Origin of the sequence: Streptomyces sp. NPDC058697, from assembly GCF_042715345.1 — a bacterium.
GTDB lineage: Bacteria > Actinomycetota > Actinomycetes > Streptomycetales > Streptomycetaceae > Streptomyces > Streptomyces liliifuscus.
Window position 1 is genome coordinate 81,419 of record NZ_JBHXSU010000004.1, and the last position, 16,762, is coordinate 98,180.

13 protein-coding genes and 1 pseudogene are annotated in these 16,762 nt (G+C 71.7%); 5 read left to right on the forward strand and 9 right to left on the reverse strand.

The genetic code is table 11. The annotated features are described in order from the left end of the window. The first annotated feature begins 71 nt into the window (after positions 1-71). The 4 genes and pseudogenes from ACFWXQ_RS11240 to ACFWXQ_RS11255 form a co-directional block, all read left to right on the forward strand. On the forward strand, positions 72-1,889 hold the full coding sequence (locus ACFWXQ_RS11240; protein WP_383939597.1) for an IucA/IucC family protein: 1,818 nt from the start codon (positions 72-74) through the stop codon (positions 1,887-1,889). Further along, entirely contained in the window at positions 1,886-3,088 is a 1,203-nt protein-coding gene (locus ACFWXQ_RS11245) for an MFS transporter (protein WP_383939561.1), read from the forward strand. The genes ACFWXQ_RS11240 and ACFWXQ_RS11245 overlap by 4 nt, the downstream gene beginning before the upstream one ends. Next, positions 3,076-4,893 carry an IucA/IucC family protein gene (locus ACFWXQ_RS11250; RefSeq protein WP_383939558.1) on the forward strand — a complete coding sequence of 606 codons (1,818 nt, stop codon included), beginning with the start codon at positions 3,076-3,078 and terminating at the stop codon, positions 4,891-4,893. Before ACFWXQ_RS11245 ends, ACFWXQ_RS11250 begins: the two co-directional genes overlap by 13 nt. Further along, a pseudogene (locus tag ACFWXQ_RS11255) lies at positions 4,890-6,092 on the forward strand (type III PLP-dependent enzyme); the annotation flags it as partial. The gene ACFWXQ_RS11250 and the pseudogene ACFWXQ_RS11255, both read left to right, overlap by 4 nt. 60 nt (positions 6,093-6,152) lie before the next feature. On the opposite strand, the gene ACFWXQ_RS11260 reads toward ACFWXQ_RS11255, so the two are convergent. The 4 genes from ACFWXQ_RS11260 to ACFWXQ_RS11275 form a co-directional block, all read right to left on the reverse strand. Further along, complete coding sequence (locus ACFWXQ_RS11260) at positions 6,153-6,650, reverse strand: hypothetical protein (RefSeq protein WP_055610485.1); 498 nt, start codon at positions 6,648-6,650, stop codon at positions 6,153-6,155. 372 nt (positions 6,651-7,022) lie between these two features. After that, on the reverse strand, positions 7,023-10,139 hold the full coding sequence (locus tag ACFWXQ_RS11265; protein ID WP_383939554.1) for an ATP-binding protein: 3,117 nt from the start codon (positions 10,137-10,139) through the stop codon (positions 7,023-7,025). 110 nt (positions 10,140-10,249) lie between these two features. Continuing rightward, positions 10,250-10,672, reverse strand: a complete 423-nt coding sequence (locus tag ACFWXQ_RS11270; RefSeq protein ID WP_383939551.1) for an ACT domain-containing protein — start codon at positions 10,670-10,672, stop codon at positions 10,250-10,252. Between the two features lie 9 nt (positions 10,673-10,681). Then, the gene (locus ACFWXQ_RS11275; protein WP_383939548.1) at positions 10,682-11,290 is read right to left on the reverse strand and encodes a CGNR zinc finger domain-containing protein; all 609 of its coding nucleotides are present in this window, start codon (positions 11,288-11,290) and stop codon (positions 10,682-10,684) included. A gap of 94 nt (positions 11,291-11,384) precedes the next feature. Here ACFWXQ_RS11275 and ACFWXQ_RS11280 point away from each other — a divergent pair, with 94 nt between their 5' ends. Further along, the gene (locus ACFWXQ_RS11280) at positions 11,385-12,038 is read left to right on the forward strand and encodes a pyridoxal 5'-phosphate synthase (protein ID WP_383939545.1); all 654 of its coding nucleotides are present in this window, start codon (positions 11,385-11,387) and stop codon (positions 12,036-12,038) included. 183 nt (positions 12,039-12,221) lie between these two features. On the opposite strand, the gene ACFWXQ_RS11285 is transcribed toward ACFWXQ_RS11280, so the two are convergent. The 5 genes from ACFWXQ_RS11285 to ACFWXQ_RS11305 form a co-directional block, all read right to left on the reverse strand. Then, a complete protein-coding gene (locus ACFWXQ_RS11285; protein ID WP_055617755.1) occupies positions 12,222-12,464 on the reverse strand; it encodes a DUF397 domain-containing protein in 243 nt (80 codons plus the stop codon). An 83-nt stretch (positions 12,465-12,547) separates the two neighbouring features. Further along, entirely contained in the window at positions 12,548-13,714 is a 1,167-nt protein-coding gene (locus ACFWXQ_RS11290; protein ID WP_383939542.1) for a thiolase domain-containing protein, read from the reverse strand. Beyond that, positions 13,711-14,775 carry a thiolase domain-containing protein gene (locus ACFWXQ_RS11295; protein WP_383939539.1) on the reverse strand — a complete coding sequence of 355 codons (1,065 nt, stop codon included), beginning with the start codon at positions 14,773-14,775 and terminating at the stop codon, positions 13,711-13,713. Before ACFWXQ_RS11295 ends, ACFWXQ_RS11290 begins: the two co-directional genes overlap by 4 nt. Next, positions 14,776-15,717 carry a Zn-ribbon domain-containing OB-fold protein gene (locus ACFWXQ_RS11300; RefSeq protein WP_383939536.1) on the reverse strand — a complete coding sequence of 314 codons (942 nt, stop codon included), beginning with the start codon at positions 15,715-15,717 and terminating at the stop codon, positions 14,776-14,778. 105 nt (positions 15,718-15,822) lie between these two features. Continuing rightward, complete coding sequence (locus tag ACFWXQ_RS11305; protein WP_383939533.1) at positions 15,823-16,623, reverse strand: crotonase/enoyl-CoA hydratase family protein; 801 nt, start codon at positions 16,621-16,623, stop codon at positions 15,823-15,825. Between the last annotated feature and the right edge of the window lie 139 nt (positions 16,624-16,762).

The following is a 16,762-nucleotide window of genomic DNA, read 5'->3' on the forward strand; positions in this document are numbered from 1 at the left end:
CGGCCCGGACGGCAACGGCCGTCGGCTCCTTCGACAACGGCGATAGGGGCGACACCGGCGACGGGCTCGGCGTGCCTCCGGAACCGGAAGGTGACATCTCCGAGGGCGAGTTGGTGACCCGGGTGCTCAGCGCTCTGCTGCGTGAGGACGTGGTCGGCCTGCGCACGCGCAGCACACTCGTGCACCGGCCGGACGGCGCCTGGCTGCAACGGGCCGACGGGCAAGGGGGATTACTCCTGCTGCCCGTCGTCGAGGACGGGTTCCAGTGCGAGTTCGCGGCCCGGGTGCCCTTGCTCGTGGGGAAATCCGAGGGAGGCGCACCCGTCCCGTATGAGACGTGCGACGAGATCCTTGGCGTGTTGCGCGTCCTGGCCGACCCTGTCGACCGGGACGGATTCGACGCCTTCGCGGAGGAGTGCCGTCAGACGCTGGCCACCATGCGGCTGCACGCATCGGTCCGGTCAGAGGTCGCCGAGCAACTCACGGACCGTCTTGGTGCCGACCCGGCCGACTGGACCGGGCTGACGGCCGGGCTGGGATTCGACGTGCTCGCCGCCCATCTCGACCATCCCGTCTACCCCACGGCACGGGGCCGCTCCGGGCTGGCCGAGGAGCAACTGCGTGCGTACGCACCGGAGTTCCACCCTCGTTTCGCGCTGCGCTGGCTCGCCGTGCCCCGGGAAGCGGTCACCGGCACGCTTCCGGACCGCTGGCCCACGCCGGCGCTGTTCGGCCTGGGGGAACTCGAACCTACGCATGTGGCCCTGCCCGTGCACCCGTTGAGTGTCGGCGCCCCGCTGGACGGCGCCCTGCGTGCCACCGGTCTGGCGGACCGCGCTGTGCTCGCCGACCGCGCCCACCTCGAAGCCGTGCCGACCCTGTCGATGCGTACCGTCGCTCTGTCCGCCGACCCGTTGCTGCACGTCAAACTCCCCCTGGCCACCGCCACATTGGGCCTGCGCAACCGGCGGACCATCAAGCCCGGGACACTCGTCGACGGAGCCGCGGGACAGCGTCTGATCGAGCGGGTCATCGCCCGCGAGCCCCGCTTCCAGGACACGATCCTGCACGCTGACGAGACCATGTACGCGCATGCCGGGCACGAACTGCTCGCCGCGTTGTTCCGGCGCTACCCCGCCGGTCTCCAGGACTCCGTCGTCGTGCCGATGGCCGCGCTGCTCGCCGAAGCACCCGGCGGCCGGCTCGTCATCGATCACCTGGCCGAGCGCTTCTACGACGGCGACCCGCTCGCCCTGCTGGACGCCTGGCTCGTCCTGCTCTTCGACTGGCAGACCACGCTGTTCGGCTACGGGATCGCGCTGGAGTCGCACCAGCAGAACATCTCGCTCGTCCTCGACCGGCGAACCGACGGCCGCACTCGGCTGCGGCTGTTGTTGAAGGACAACGACGGGCCGCGCATCAACGCCGAGCGGCTGCGTGAGCGGTTGAGTGAGGGATCGGGTGAAAGATCGGGGGAGGGATTGGGTGTGCGGTCGGGGGACGACACCACCGGCCCGCGTGACTTCGACGACCCCCGGACCTTCGGCGAGGGCGATCAGCCGGTCGTCGACCTGTTCACCACCATCACGGTCCATCTGTGCGCGGGCGCCTACGCGTTCGGGCTTGCCCGCCACGGTCGTGCTCCGCTTCCGGTGCTGCTGCGGCTCGTACGCGACCGGCTCGCCGAGGCGATCGAGCAGCTCGGGACAGCAGCGGGCGAGCCCGGTGCCGTACTGCGGGCCCAGGTGCTGGACTCGCCCCGCCTGCCCGTAAAGGCGATGGTCACCGCGGGAACCCTGCTCACCAAGGAACGCTCGGGGGCTGCGGACATCAACAAGCACTACACGAGTGGCCCCAACTACCTTCTGTGCACGGGGGATTCGGCATGACCGCCGAAGTCCTGCGGATGCCCCGCCCCGGGTTCGAACCACGGCAGGTGCACGCCGTCGCGGGCTGCTACTTCGTGGCGTCCTTCGCGGCACTGGGGCTGCCGCCGTTTCTGACCGAGATCCTGCCGGAGCTCGGCGACCGGACGGCTCGCTGGGCGGGTCTGCTGTATGTCGTGCCCACCGTCTTCGGCGCACTCGGCGCTCCCCTGTGGGGCCGGCTCGCCGACCGCTTCGGACGAAAACGGCTGTTGCTGCGGGCCCAGTTGGGGCTCGCCGTGGCCTTCCTGCTCGCGGGGTGGGCCGATTCGCTCGGCACGTTCACCGCGGCGCTGGTGTTGCAGGGCATCCTCGGCGGCACGTTCGCGGCGTCCAACGGCTACCTCGGTGCCGCGCTGGAAGGGCCGCACCTGTCCAGGGCGCTCACGCTGATGCACGGCAGTGCGCGGGCGGCCCTGGTCGTCGCCCCAATCGTCGTCGGCTCCCTGTCGTCCTGGCTGTCACCCCATCGCCAGTACGCACTGCTGGCCCTTCTCCCGCTGGCCGCCGCCCTGTTGCTCGCCGTGCTGCCCGAACCACAGGCGCAGGAGGCCGAGTTGAAGGAGGTGACGGAGACCGCCGAGCCCGTGTCGGCGGCGGCTCTGCGCTCCCTGTACGTGCTCGAATTCGCCTTCGTCTTCTCGACGGTCATCTCCTTCCCCTACCTCATCTCCCTTGTCGAGGAACGAATACCGGGCGCGTCACCGACGTTGGCGGGCGTGCTGTTCGCCGTGCCCCACCTCTGCTACCTGATGGCCGCCATGCCCGTACACACCGCCTTCCGGGACCGTCCCCGGACCGGAATCGCGATCGGCTTCGTCTGCGTCGCGATCGGACTGGCCGGACACAGCGTGGCCGACTCCCTCGCCACTCTGATCGCCGTACGGCTGATCCTCGGCGTGGGACTGACGCTCGGCCTGGTGTGTCTGTCGGTGCTGGCCGCCGACTGCGTCAAGGGCCGTTCCCCCGGCGGGCTGTTCGGCTCGCTGGAGTTCTTCTCCAAGGCCGGCGCGGTCGCCGCCGGCGTGGCCGCGGCGGCGGGCAGCGCCCGCTACGGCCCGACCGCACCCTTACTCACCGGCGCGGCCGTCGCACTGATCACCGTATGCGCGACCATCCTCCGCTCTCTTTGCACCCGCTGGAGCCACACATGCCCTCGCTGACCGAGTCGCTCGGTAGCACCCCGACCTCCACCGCCGCCCTCGCCGCGTCGGCCGAACTCCCCTCCCCCGACGAGGCCGTGGCGCACACGCTCCTCAACTGTCTGCTGCGCGAGGTGTCGGCGCCCGAGCGCCAGACCGCCTTCACCGACGGCCGTCTGCTGCTGCGGCTCCCCCGCCGCGGCGTGCTGCTGCGCGTCGCCCTGCGTCGTACGTCGCTGCTCGGAGCGCACCGCTTCGCCGGCCCGGTGAGCGAGCGGACGGCCGACGGTGACTGGGAGGTGATCGGTTGGCGGCGGCTGGCCGAGTACACGCAGGACGAGCTGTCCCTGCGTACCGGCGTGTGCAACGAGGAGTTCCTGGAACAGATCGACTCCAGCCACCGGACCATCGCCGCCTCTCTCGCCGTACGGGCGGGGGCTGTTCCCGACTCGATCCCCGTACGGGCGGGGAGCAACTCGATGTCGGCGGACACGCCCGTCGCCGCCTACCTCTCGTCCGAGCAGTCGCTGCTGTTCGGGCACCGCTTCCACCCCACGCCCAAGGCGCGTACCGGGGACGCGGAGTCCTGGCTCGCCTATTCGCCGGAGGCCGGCGCGGCCTTCCCCCTGCGCCATCTGGCCGTACGTGAGCACCTGATCGCCGAGGAGGCGGCGGAGCCCGGCGCCCTGGACGTGCTCGACGGGCGGGACCGGCGGAACGGAACGGGCGGTGCCGACGTGCCCGACGGCTACCGGCTGCTGCCCGCCCACCCCTGGCAGTACGCGATCCTCCGCGAGCACCCGACGCTGCGCGCGGCCCTCGGGCGCGGGGACATCCTCGACCTCGGCCCGGGCGGCAGGCCCTTCGCCGCCACCGCGTCCGTGCGGACGCTGTACGACGGCGAGTCGTTCCTGAAGTTCAGTCTGAACGTCCGGATCACCAACTGCCTTCGCAAGAACGCGAGTTACGAGCTGTCGGGCGCCGTCGCGCTCACCCGCATCCTGGGCCCGGCCCTGGCCGACCTGGCGGAGCGCTTCCCCGGCAGCGCGGTGCTTGGCGAGCCCGCGTTCCGGAGCCTCGCCCTGCCCGGTCCGGACGGCACCCCGGACCGTGAGCTGCTCGAAGGCTTCGGCGTCATCGTCCGCGAGGGCCTGACCCGGCATCTCCTGCCCGGCACCACTCCGCTACTCGCGGCGGCTGTCGCGGACGAGTACCCGACGAGTCCCGCGCACGTCTCCCGCCTCCTCGACGGGGCCGGTCCGCAGGCCGCGCTCGACTGGTGGTCGGCCTACCTGAGGCTGCTCGTGCCGCCGGTCCTTGCCGCCTACTTCGACCACGGTCTGGTGCTGGAACCCCATCTGCAGAACGTGCTGATCTGCGTCGACGGCGACGGCATGCCCGCCCAGGTCCTCTTCCGCGACCTGGAGGGCACCAAGCTCGTGCCCGAGCACCACGCCGAGAGCCTCGCCGCGCTGCCGCCCGAGGTCGCGGGCCCGATGACGTACGACGCACAGCGCGGCTGGGACCGGGTCGTCTACTGCCTGCTCGTGAATCACGTCGCCGAGCTGCTCGCCGCGCTTGCCGACCTGCACCCCCATGCCGAGGCCGCGCTGTGGGCGGAGGTCCGCCTCACCCTCCAGCGGTACGCCGACCGGCACGGCTGCCCGCCGCCACTGGCCGCGCTGCTCGCCGGAGTGCCGCTGCCCGCCAAGGCGAACCTGCTCACCCGCTGGGGGCGCAAGGCCGACCGCGAGGCCGGATACGTCCGTCTGCCCTCTCCGCTCGGCGAGGACATCCTGCGCCACACGACCGGGAGTACCCGATGACCAACCCCACCGCGGCCGTACGGGACCGCGTGCTCTCCCTACCGTCCGGCGAACTCCCCGCCTACGTCTACGACTTGGCGGCCTTGCGCGAGCACGCCGCGAGCGTGCGGGCCGCCCTGCCCGCGCGCGTCGAGCTCTATTACGCGGCCAAGGCCAACCCGGAGCCGGAGATCCTGGCCGCCCTGGGCCCGTATGTGGACGGCTACGAGGTCGCGTCGGGCGGCGAACTCGCCCATGTCGCCAAGGCAGTTCCGGGCCGCCCTCTGGCCTTCGGCGGTCCGGGCAAGACGCCTGCCGAGATCACGGCCGCGCTGGAGCGGGGGGTAGAGCGTTTCCATGTGGAGAGCGAGTACGAGCTGCACATGCTGGCCGAACTGGCCCGGCAGGTCGCGCCCGACAACCGGGTCGCTGTCCTGCCACGCTTCAACCTCCCCGTGGCATCCGGTTCGTTGGCCGCGAGCTCGCTGGCGATGGGTGGCCGCCCCACGCCCTTCGGCATCGACCCGTCCGAGGCGGACACGGTCGTGCGTCTGCTCACCGACGGTACGTATCCGCACCTCGAACTCCGGGGTGTTCACGCCCACTTGGCCAGTGGGCTCCGGGCTCCGGAGCAGCTCGCGGTGGCCGAGTCCATCGTGAGCTGGGCCGTGGGGCTGGCCGAGCGGCACGACGGAATGCGGCTCTCAGAGGTCAACGTCGGCGGGGGCATGACGGTCGACTACGCCGCTCCCGAGGAGCGCTTCGACTGGGTCGCGTACGGCGAAGGGCTCGCCGAACTCACCAGCCGGCACCCGGATCTGACGTTGCGTGTCGAACCTGGGCGGGCGCTGACGGCGTACTGCGGCTGGTACGCCACCGAGGTGCTGGACGTGAAGCAGAGCCAGGGCGAGGCGTTCGCCGTGGTGCGCGGTGGCACGCACCACATGCGCACTCCCGCGACCAAGGGACACGACCAGCCCTGCACCACGATTGCGGTGGAGGACTGGCCCCACCCCTGGCCGCGGCCGGTCGCGAGACGCGAACTCGTCACCCTCACAGGCCAGTTGTGCACTCCGAAGGATGTCCTGGCCAGGAACGTCCGGGCGCCGGGGCTGAGGGCGGGCGACCGCGTGGCGTTCGCACTGGCGGGCGCCTACGCGTGGAACATCTCCCACCATGACTTCCTCATGCACCCGCGGCCCGGGTTCCACTTCCTGGACGGCGCGGACACCGAATCGGCGTGGGTGAGGAGGCGTCGGGCCAGAGGCGGACAGCGGGGTTCAGCCCTGCTGGAAGAGCTCCGCGGGCAGGGGCTTGAGGAGCGCGTACAGGTCGTCGGTGATGGGGCGGTCCCAGGCGGCGATGGTCACCAGGACGTTGTCGCTGCGGTCGAACTGGACGCAGGAGATCCGTGTCTCGGAGAGCTTGAGGCGGCGCACGATGAGGAGGTTGTCGCCCTGCATCACCGGCATGTCCTCGGCCCCGACGACCGTGACCTCTTCCTCGTTCTCCAGCGCCAGCAGCAGCTGCGCCACCTCGAACGGGACCTCTCCCTCGGCGACGTCCCGGGCCGGTGAGCCCTCCGGCAGATTGCCGATGATCATCGCGGGGCCGCGGCCGCCGAACAGGTCGTAGCGCAGGAAGACGCCCTGGCAGCTTCCGTCGGGCGCGGGCAGCAGGCCCGCGCCGAGATTGCCGGGCCAGTCGCCCGGGTCCATGGCCAGAACGTCGAATTCAGGCCCGGCGGGAGTGGCGCTACGGCGGCGGAGGAAGGACATGCCGCAATGGTACGTGCCCGGAGGGGTGGACGGGCGTGGGGTCGACGGCCGTTGGCCAGCGAACGTTGGCCATCATGCGTTGGCTGGGGCCGGTCCGCCAACGGGCGTTGACCGTCGCGTGGCGGCTTCGAGCCGTTTTCGTCACCGCCTGTTTGCCAACGGTCGTTGCCCCGGGCCTGGCGTACGCCATCGAGCGTTTGCCAACAGGCGTTGGCTTTGCCTCCGCCCGCTGCCCCACGCTCGTGGGCCAACGCGGGTAGGCCCACGCCTGTAGGCGAACACCGGTCAGCCCACACCCGTAGGCCGACGCTGGTGGGCCAACGCCGGTAGGCCACACCTAGGGGCCAACACCTGTGGACCCACACCCGTTGACTAGCCCTTCGCCCCCGATCCCGATCCCGATCCCGATCCCGATCCCGATCCAGCCCCCTCTCCCCCTGCCTCCACTGTCGCCGCTGCCTCCGCTGCCCTGGCCTCCCCCAACGCCGCCCCAAGCCCAGCCCGATCCGTGCCCACCTTTCGGTACACCGCCGACAGGAGTCGCACCACGGCCGGCTCCTCGGTGTGCAGGTCCTCGGCGATACCGGCGAGGGTGCGACCGCGCACGGTGAGTGCCGCGGCCGTGCGTTCGCGGGCGGTGAGCGTGTCCGTCTCGGTGCTGTGGAGACGGCGCGGCCGCAACCCGGCGGCGGCCAGTTCGTCGCGGGCGGCCTCGACAAGCCCGTCGGCGCCGCACTGCACCGCCGCCTCCAGCCCCCGGTAGAGGTGCTCGGCGGCTTCCTTCGGGCGGCCGGTGCGCCGCAGCTCCGTGCCGAGGGCGACAAGGGCGCAGGCCAGTTCGTACGCGGCAGGCGAGCGTTCCAGCTGGCCGACGGACTCCTCCAGGAGCTTCAGGCGGGTCGAGCCCGAGGAGACGTCGGCCGCGGCCCGCAGCGCCTGGCCGATCGCCGACGGCGCGCCGAACAGCCTGGCCCGGCCCACGGCCTCGAACGCCGTGGTCACCGCGCGCTCCGGGGCGTCGTGGCTCTCCGCACGGGCGAGGTGCAGCTGCCAGGGGCACCAGGACGGATTCCGCATGCCGCGCGGGTCGAGGCGGCGCCCGGCCGCGGCGAGTTCGACGGCCGCGTCCTTCGTCAGCCCCCTGGCCAGCAGCAGCTCGCCGTGCACTGTCTGGGCGTCGGGGAAGACGACGGCGGCGGGGAACGGCTCCCCGAAGGCGTACTCCTCACCGATCTGCGTGGCCTCGGTGATCCGGCCGCGGGCGATCAGGATCTCGATGAGGGTGCCCACGGCGTACCAGTGGGCGGGCGTGCCGGGCCCGACGCGTTCGGCCAGCCGGAGCCCCGCGCGTACGAAGTCCTCGGCCTCGGCGAGACGGCCGCGGCGGAAGCGCAGGTACCCGAGGAGGGTGTAGCCGAAGGAAAGGTGGGCCCCGTGCCAGCCCTGCCGTTCGAAGTCGGCGATTCCGGCGGCGAAGAGTTCCTCGGTGCGCCCGGGCCGGTCCGCGTACATGAAGGTGAGGGCGACCAGGACGGGGACCTCGAAGCCGCGGTCCGCCTCGGCCCAACCGAAGCCGCCGGCGAGGGCACGTTCGGCGTGGTGGATCGCGATGTGGGCGGGTTCGCCGCGCAGGGTGGCGTCCCAGGCGCGCAGGCCGATCACGTAGCGCTCGGTGAGGTCGCGGCCGGTCAGCCGGTCGGCGAGCCTGGCGAGGCGGCGGGAGCGGGCCGGTGAGTCGGGCTCATCGGCCCGGAAGGCGTCCCACATGAACTGCTCGGACTGCATGCGCAGCCGTACGCGGGCGTCGCCGGTCACCTTGATCTCGCGGGAAAGGGCGTCGGAGGCCTCGGCGAGGCGGTCGCTGTGGGCGAGGACCTGGGAGAGCCGGTAGACGATGTTGTGCCGCAGCTCGGTGTCGGCGATGGGCTCTTCGAGGGCGGCCCGCAGGTGGTTGACGGTGGTCGCGGGTTCGGTGAGCAGGGAGGCGCTGCCGAGTTCGTACAGCACGGCGGCCCGTTCCCCGGCGGGCGGGGGTTCGCGCAGCGCGCGGGCGAGGTGGCGGCGGGCCGCGTCCGGGGCTCCGGCTCGCAGGGTCTCGCGGGCGGCGGCGCGCAGCTGCTGGACGACCCAGACGTCGCCGTCGGGGTGGGTCTCCATGAGGTGCCGGGCAGCGGCGGCGGAGCCGAGGCCGGCGTCGACGACGCACCAGGCGGCCTGGCCGTGCAGGGCGACCCGTACTCCTCGGGGGATGGCCCGGTAGACGGCGGTGGCGATGAGCGGGTGGACGAATTCCAGGGTGTCGGCGCCGGTGAGGATACGGGCGCCGCGCAGGGCGTCCGCCGCGTCGGCGGCCTCCTCCGAGCCGAGGCCCGCCACGGCCGCGGCCAGCGCCGGTGGGATCTCGGTGCCGAGGACGGCGCAGGCCCAGGCGAAGCGGACGGTCGAGGTTCCGAGGCGTTCGAGGCGGGCGACGAGTCCGCTGCCCTTGACCGCGGCGGCCAGGTCGCGCAGCAGATGTGCTCCGGCCTCGGTGGGGGTCAGGCCACGGTCGCGTACCTTCGCGGTGAGTTCGACGGCCTCGAACGGGTTGCCGGCGGTCACGGCCCAGCATTCGCGGCAGAACGCGTCGTCCGCCTGGGTGCCGAGGGATTCGCGCACCAGATGAGCGACGGCGACCGCGCTGAGCGGTTCCAGGTCCAGGGGGCGCCCGCCCGCACGGCCGGGCAGGCGCCTGAACGGCTCGGCGTGGTCGGGGAGTTCGTCGGGACGGTAGGCGACGACGAGCAGCAGGGGCAGTTCCTCGGCGCGGGGTGCGAACGCGGCGAGCCACTGCAGCGACTCGGCGTCGGCCCAGTGCGCGTCGTCGAGGACGAGGACCATCGGGGCGCGCCGCACCGCGAGGTGGGTGAGCACCCAGTCGAGGCCGTCGCGCAGGCCCTGTTGGTCGGGAGGTGCGCCCTCGGCGGGGGCGCACAGGCCGAGAGCGGGTCCGACGATGGCGTACCAACTGCCCAGCGTGGCACGGAGTTCGGCCTCCGGGACGCCCGCGAGCTGGGGCTGCAGCAGCTGGCGCGCGACGTGGAAGGCGACGCGCTGCTCCTGGTCGCCGCCGCGCGCGGACAGTACCGTGCAGCCCTTGGCGGTGGCGCGACGGCGTACTTCGGTAAGAAGGGTGGTCTTGCCGATTCCGGCCCGACCGGCGAAGGCGAGCAGCCCGCCGCGGGGCCGGTCGTACGGTTCGGTGACGTCCAGGGCTGGGCCGATGCCGTCCCGACGAGGACCGCTGCCCTCCCCACGAGGACCGCTGCCGTCCCGACGAGGGTCGGTTACATCTCGACGAGGCCCGGTGGCACCTCGATGGCTGTCCGAACGCGTACGTCCGCCGTCCGTTCCCAGCCCGGTGACCTCGTCCAACGCCTCGTCCACAGCAGCGAGTTCACTCTCGCGCTCGAAGAGCGTCCTTCTGCTCCGCATGCCGCGCTGACCCATGCCGCACCCCCTGCCACGGTGGTGCGACCGGCGCGGGGAGACGGTGCGCTCCGTGACCTACAGGCACCTCAGAGTACGCCCGGAGCCAGTGGCGTGGACCCGTTAGGCCGTTACTGACCGGAGCGGTCGGCCAGCCGTTCCAGAAGGGCCACGGCCTCGGCGGCACGCTCGTGCGGCACGAAGAGGTGATCGTGGTGGAAGCCCGCGACGACGTTGCAGCTCAGGCCCGCTTCGGCCAGTGCCTGGGCGACGGCGGCGGTGAGGCCGACGGCGTCCAGCGCGGAGTGGATGCGCAGGGTGATCCAGCCGGCCACGAAGTCGTACGACAGACGTGCGGCGTCGGCGCCCTCCTGCTCGACGACGAGGGTGAGGCCCTCGTCCTCGACGACGGTGACGACCGGTGAGAGTCCTGGGGGTGCGGTGGTCCCTGGAACGGTGGTGAAGACGAAGCGGCCGGGGTGCAGGGCGGGTGCCATACCGCTCAGCAGTCGACCGAGATCACGTTCCGCGCTCTTACCGCCAGGACCGCCCATACGCGAAGGCTATGCCGTCTTCTTGTGCCGTTCGTGGTGACGGGCGACACGGGCACGATTGCCGCACGAGGGCTTGCACCATTCCTGACGGGGGTGGTCCTTGAGGAAGTAGCGCACACAGCGCGGCGCGTGGCAGGCGCGCAGCCGCTGCCGGTCGGGGCTCGCGAGGAAGGCGATGGCCGCGCGGGCGAGGGCCGCGGTGAGCTCGGCGTCGCCGTGGGCGGGTTCCTGGCGTACGACGGGGTCGGCGCCCTCCGTCCACGACAGTACGGGGACGGTCGGGGCCAGTGCCGCGCGGGTGTTGAGCCGCTCGACGGCGTCCCGTACGGGCATGAGCCGGGCGGCGTCGGCCGGGCTCGGCTCGCCGGGGAGCACGGCGCGGGCGAACAGGGCACGCACGGCGGCGCGTACCTCCCGTACGGCAGTCAGGTCCGTGTCGTCGGCCTCGAACCCCCTGGCCCCGAACCCGTGGGCGCCGGTCTCCGGACGCTCGCGCACCCAGGCGGTGAGGCCCTCCGCGGTGGCGAGATCGTCGGCGACTCCGCCGTGGCCGTCGTGCCGGATGGTGAGGGCGAGATCCAGGGCGAGGCGTGCGTCCGCGCCGATCGAGGCGTTCATGGGCTAATGATACGGTCAACCACATCCATTAGCGCACGCGCGCACCCCTCGGCGCCCGAGCGCGTCCGTGAGCGCCCGAGCGGGGAGTGTGTCGGTGGAGGATCTGCGTCAACTGCTGCGTGGCCTGGAGGTGTTCGCGGGCGAGCTGCCCGTGTTCGACCCGTCCGAGGCCCCGGGGACACCGGCGGAAATGTTCGCCGAGTGGCTGCTCGCCACCGTGGAGGCCGGGGTGCGCGAGCCGCACGCCATGACTCTCTCCACGGCCGGTGCCGACGGCAATCCCACGGCACGGACCCTGATCCTCAAGGGGCTCGGCCCGGACGGCTGGCAGTTCGCGTCGGACAGCGGCAGCGTCAAGGCCCGAAACCTGGCGGAACGGCCCTACGCGGCGCTCACCTTCTACTGGCCGTCGCTCGCACGGCAGATCCGGGTGCGTGGACCGGTCGAGCCGGAGAGTCCCGAGGACAGTGCGGCCGACTTCCTGGCACGGAGTGCCGGTGCCCGCGCGGAGGCTCTGCTCGGCCGTCAGTCGGGGCCCCTCGCGGACCTCGCCGAGCGCGACACGGCGGTGAAGGAGTCGCTGGCCCGTCTGGAGGCCGAGCCGGATCTCGTGGCGCCCGGCTGGACGCTGCACTCGGTGCGCCCCGAGTCCGTCGAGTTCTGGCAGGGCGACAGGGAGCGACGGCACACACGACTGGCGTATGTGCGGTCCGGGGATGGCTGGGTCAAGCAGTTGCTGTGGCCGTGAACGCGCACCGGCCGGGTGCACGACCGTGACCGGGCCGAATGCCCGCGAATGGCTCGTCGGCGGTCTCGGTTTCCCGGGGCCGGCCTCACTCAGGCCAGGTCCCGGGAAACAGCCGAAGATCGCGTGTCCCGGACAAGGGCGGAATCGCACCCCTCTCGTCGGGTCAGGCTCCCCCACGTCCTCTCACGTGAGGTCGAACTCCCCTTCCCGCGCCCCCGACACGAACGCGCCCCATTCCGCGGGCGTGAAGATCAAGGAGGGGCTTTCCGGGCGGCCACTGTTGCGCATCGCGATGAAGCCTTCGACAAAGGCGATCTGGACATCCCCCTGTCCGCGGCTGCTGGAATGCCAGTCGGCGCTGCTGAGGTCAAGCTCCGGCTTGTCCCAGCCCGCGAGCGGGTGCTGCTGGATGGTGCTCTCGGCCACGTCCGTGCTCCTCCCGGTTCGTCGTCCGCGGCCAGCCTAGCTTTCGGTCCCTGCCCCGCACAGGCCACGTGAGGGGGACACCTTCAGGACGTGGGGGGCGTGGCTCCGACCAGCCACATCGAGAAGAACTGGGAGCCGCCGCCATAGGCGTGTCCGAGGACCCGACGGGCGCCGTCGACCTGGTGCTCTCCGGCCTGTCCACGCACCTGAAGTGCGGCTTCCGCGAAGCGGATCATCCCGGAGGCCCCGATCGGGTTGGTGGAGAGCACGCCGCCCGACATGTTCACCGGCAGGTCCCCGTCGAGTTCCGTGACCCCGGATTCGGTGAGTTTCCACCCCTCGCCCTCCGCGGCGAAGCCGAGATTCTCCAGCCACATGGGTTCGTACCAGGAGAACGGGACGTACATTTCCACCGCGTCGATCTCGCGGCGGGGGTCGGCGATGCCGGCCTGCCGGTACACGTCGGCCGCGCAGTCCTTGCCGGCCTGCGGCGAGACGAAGTCCTTGCCCGCGAAGAGCGTCGGTTCGCTGCGCATCGCGCCGCCGTGCATCCAGGCGGGCGGACGCGGCGAACGGGCCGCTCCCGCACGGTCGGTGAGGATCATCGCGCAGGCGCCGTCGGAGGACGGGCAGGTCTCCGAGTAGCGGATCGGATCCCAGAGCATGGGCGAGGCCTGGACCTTCTCCAGCGTGATGTCGTGCTCGTGGAGATGCGCGTAGGGGTTCTTGAGCGCGTTGCGGCGGTCCTTGTAGGCGACGAGGGAGCCGACCCCGTCGGGGGCGCCGGTGCGTCGCATGTAGGCGCGTATGTGCGGGGCGAAGAAGCCGCCCGCGCCGGCGAGCAGGGGCTGCTGGAAGGGGATCGGCAGGGACAGGCCCCACATGGCGTTCGACTCGGACTGCTTCTCGAAGGCGAGGGTCAGTACGGTGCCGTGGACGCGGCCCGCGATCAGGTTCGTGGCGACGAGCGCGGTGGAGCCGCCGACGGAGCCCGCGGTGTGGACGCGCAGCATGGGTTTGCCGACTGCGCCGAGGGCGTCGGCGAGGTAGAGCTCGGGCATCATGACGCCCTCGAAGAAGTCGGGCGCCTTGCCGATGACGACGGCGTCGATGTCCGCCCAGGTCAACTCGGCGTCTGCGAGCGCGCGTTGGGCGGCCTCGCGGACAAGTCCCGCGATCGACACGTCCCTTCGGGCCGCGACGTGCTTGGTCTGGCCGATCCCGACGACGGCCACGGGCTCCTTGCTCATCGCGGGTCTCCCTCCAGTACGGCGACCAGGTTCTGTTGCAGACACGGACCCGAAGTGGCGTGCGCCAACGCCCGGTCGGAGTCGCCGCGGTGGATCCGGGCGGCCGCCTCGCCGATGCGGATAAGGCCCGCGGCCATGATGGGGTTGGCGGCGAGCGGTCCCCCGGACGGGTTGACGTCGACGCTGTCGTCCAGCCGCAGGGCCTTGCGCAGCACCACCTCCTGCGAGGTGAACGGGGCGTGCAACTCGGCGGTGTCGACGGGCCGTTCGAAGGCTCCGGCCCGTTCCGCCGCCAGCCGCGAGGACGGCGAGTCGGTCAGGTCCCGTACGCCCAGACCGTGTGCCTCGATGCGGTGATCGATCCCCCGGATCCAGGCGGGCCGCTCGCACAGGTCACGGGCCCGCTCCCCCGCGGCGAGGATCACCGCGGCCGCCCCGTCACCGATGGGCGGGCAGTCGCCGGTACGCAGCGGACGTACGGCGTAGTCGCCCCGCGGCACCGAACCCCTCAGCTGGGCATGCGAGTTGTCCGAGGCCGAGGCACGACTTCGCGCTGCGACGGCGGCCAGCGCGGGCTCGTCCGTGTCGCCCGCGTCGATGAGCGCCTGGGCCTGCAGGGCGGCCAGAGCTATGGAGTCCGGCCACAGGGGCGCCACGTAGTAAGGGTCGAGTTGCCGCGTCAGCACGTCCCTCACCGACCCGGGGGACGACTTGCCGTACGCGTACACGAGTGCGGTGTCCGCCTCGCCGGTCAGAAGCTTCGTCCAGGCCTCGTACAGCGCCCACGCCCCGTCCATCTCCACGTGCGACTCGGAGATCGGCGGCCAGGCGCCGACGCCGTCGAGTGCCATCGTGAACGAGAAGGCGCGGCCCGCGAGATAGTCGGAGGAGCCGGAGCAGGTGAAGCCGATGTCGCTGGTCTTGAGCCCGGTCCGGTCCAGGACCTCGTGCAGGACGGGCATGAGCATCTCCACCTCGGAGAGCTCGTCGGTGGTGCGCAGATGGTCGGTCTGGGCGAAGGCGACGACGGCGATGTCCCTCAGCGGCCTCGGCGCGGGCATCTACACCAGCTCCTTGTACGTGTCGTAGTCCGCGTCGGGTTCGCCGGTGGGCCGGTAGTGGTCGGGGTAGCGGCCCCCGTCCGTCCACACCGGCTCGACGCGCAGGCCCATGCGCACCTGGTCGTAGGGGATGCCGCCGATGCGTCCGTGCAGGGCGAGGTCGGCGCCGTCCAGGGCGATGTGCCCGTAGACGTAGGGCACTTCGATGTCGAGGTTCTTCGCCTTGATGTTGACGATGCAGTACGTCGTGAGAGTGCCGCGCGGCCCTACTTCCACCTGTTCCGATGTGGCCACACCACAGGTGGGGCACGCACCCCTCGGCGGGACGTACACCTTGCGGCAGGACGGGCAGCGCTCGCCGACGGCCCGCCGGTCGGAGAGCGCGTTGATGTATCCGGACTGGGCGCGGCCGGGCGAGTAGGTGTAGTCCAGCCGGGCGGGCGCGACGATTCCGGTCACCATCTCCTCGAACCGGCCGTCGCTGCCGGTGAGTTCGGCGCCACCCCCCTCGTACGGTTCGAAGCAGGCGATGTCCGTGATGGCCCCCGCACGCTCCTCGGCCCACCGGACCCGAACCCGCATCCCGGTGTGCACGGCCTCGGGGCCCGGGGCGTCGAGCGCGTGCAGCAGACCGGTGTCGGCGCCGTCCAGCCGCACCAGGACCCAGGCGAAGGGGGTGTCGAGAGGCTGCCCGCGACGCGGCTCGTGATTCCAGGCCCAGGTGCTGACGGTCCCGGTGGACGCCACCTCGACCAGCTCACCGAGTTCCTCGGAGGTGACGGGGTCGTACTCGACGGGCGGGACCAGCGTCCGCCCGTCACGGGTCTTCACCCCGAGCACCACACGCTCCCGCAGCCCGGTGAGAAACGCACTCTGGACGGGACCGAGGGAACGAGTGAAGGGAAACTCGACAACCAGGGGAGCTTTGAGAACTTCGGGCACGGCATCTCCTCACGAAGCGGTTGGCCGCGCCCCGACAGGGGCGCGGGGAACTGCGCGACCAGCCACAACGGACCCGCAGCGTCAAACCGGCCTTGCAGCGGCACCTCACTCCCTCCGAAACACCGGCGGACGCCGCTCCGCAAAGGCCCGCGACCCCTCCTTCGCATCGGCCGTGTCGAAGACCGGCCACCCCCGCTTCAGCTCGGCCGCGAGCCCGTCCCCCTCGCTCATCTCGGCGGTCTCGTACACGGACGCCTTCACGGCCTCGACGGCGAGCGGACCACAGGCGTTGACCTGCCCGGCGATCTCGAGGGCCTTCTCCAGGGCCGTCCCGTCGGGGACGACATGCCCGATCAGACCGATGTCGGCGGCCTCCCGCGCCGAGTACGCACGGCCGGTGAGCAGCATCTCCAGCGCGTGCGTCCGAGGAATCTGCCGCTGGAGGCGGACCGTCGAGCCGCCGATCGGGAACAGACCGCGCTTCACCTCGAAGAGCCCGAACGTGGCGGACTCCCCCGCGACCCGGATGTCGGTCCCCTGGAGGATCTCGGTCCCGCCGGCCACACAGTGGCCCTCGACCGCGGCGATCACGGGTTTGCGGGGCCGGTGGTGGCGCAGCATCGCCTTCCAGTGCAGATCGGGGTCGGCCTTCAGGCGCTCCCGGTACTGCTCGCCCTCCATCCCCCTGCCCGCGAGGGCCTTGAGGTCCATGCCGGCACAGAACGCGCCGCCCGCGCCGGTGAGGATGATCGAGCGGATGGCGTCGTCCGCGTCGGCCTCGACCCAGCCGTCGTACAGGCCGACCAGCATCGGCAGCGAGAGCGCGTTCTTGGCCTCGGGCCTGTTGAGCGTGAGCACCAGTGTGGCGCCTTCGCGCTGCACGGTGAGGTGTTCCGTCCCACCCATTGCCGTCCTCCCATCTCAGGAACGAGAACAGGTTGCAGGAGCGGAGGGGCCAGTTCAAGGGTTTTCTGACAGTCAGTCAGATTTCTTCTGCGCGGACCCTTCACAGTTGTGGCGGGCTTTGCTCTGATGACCGGCGAAG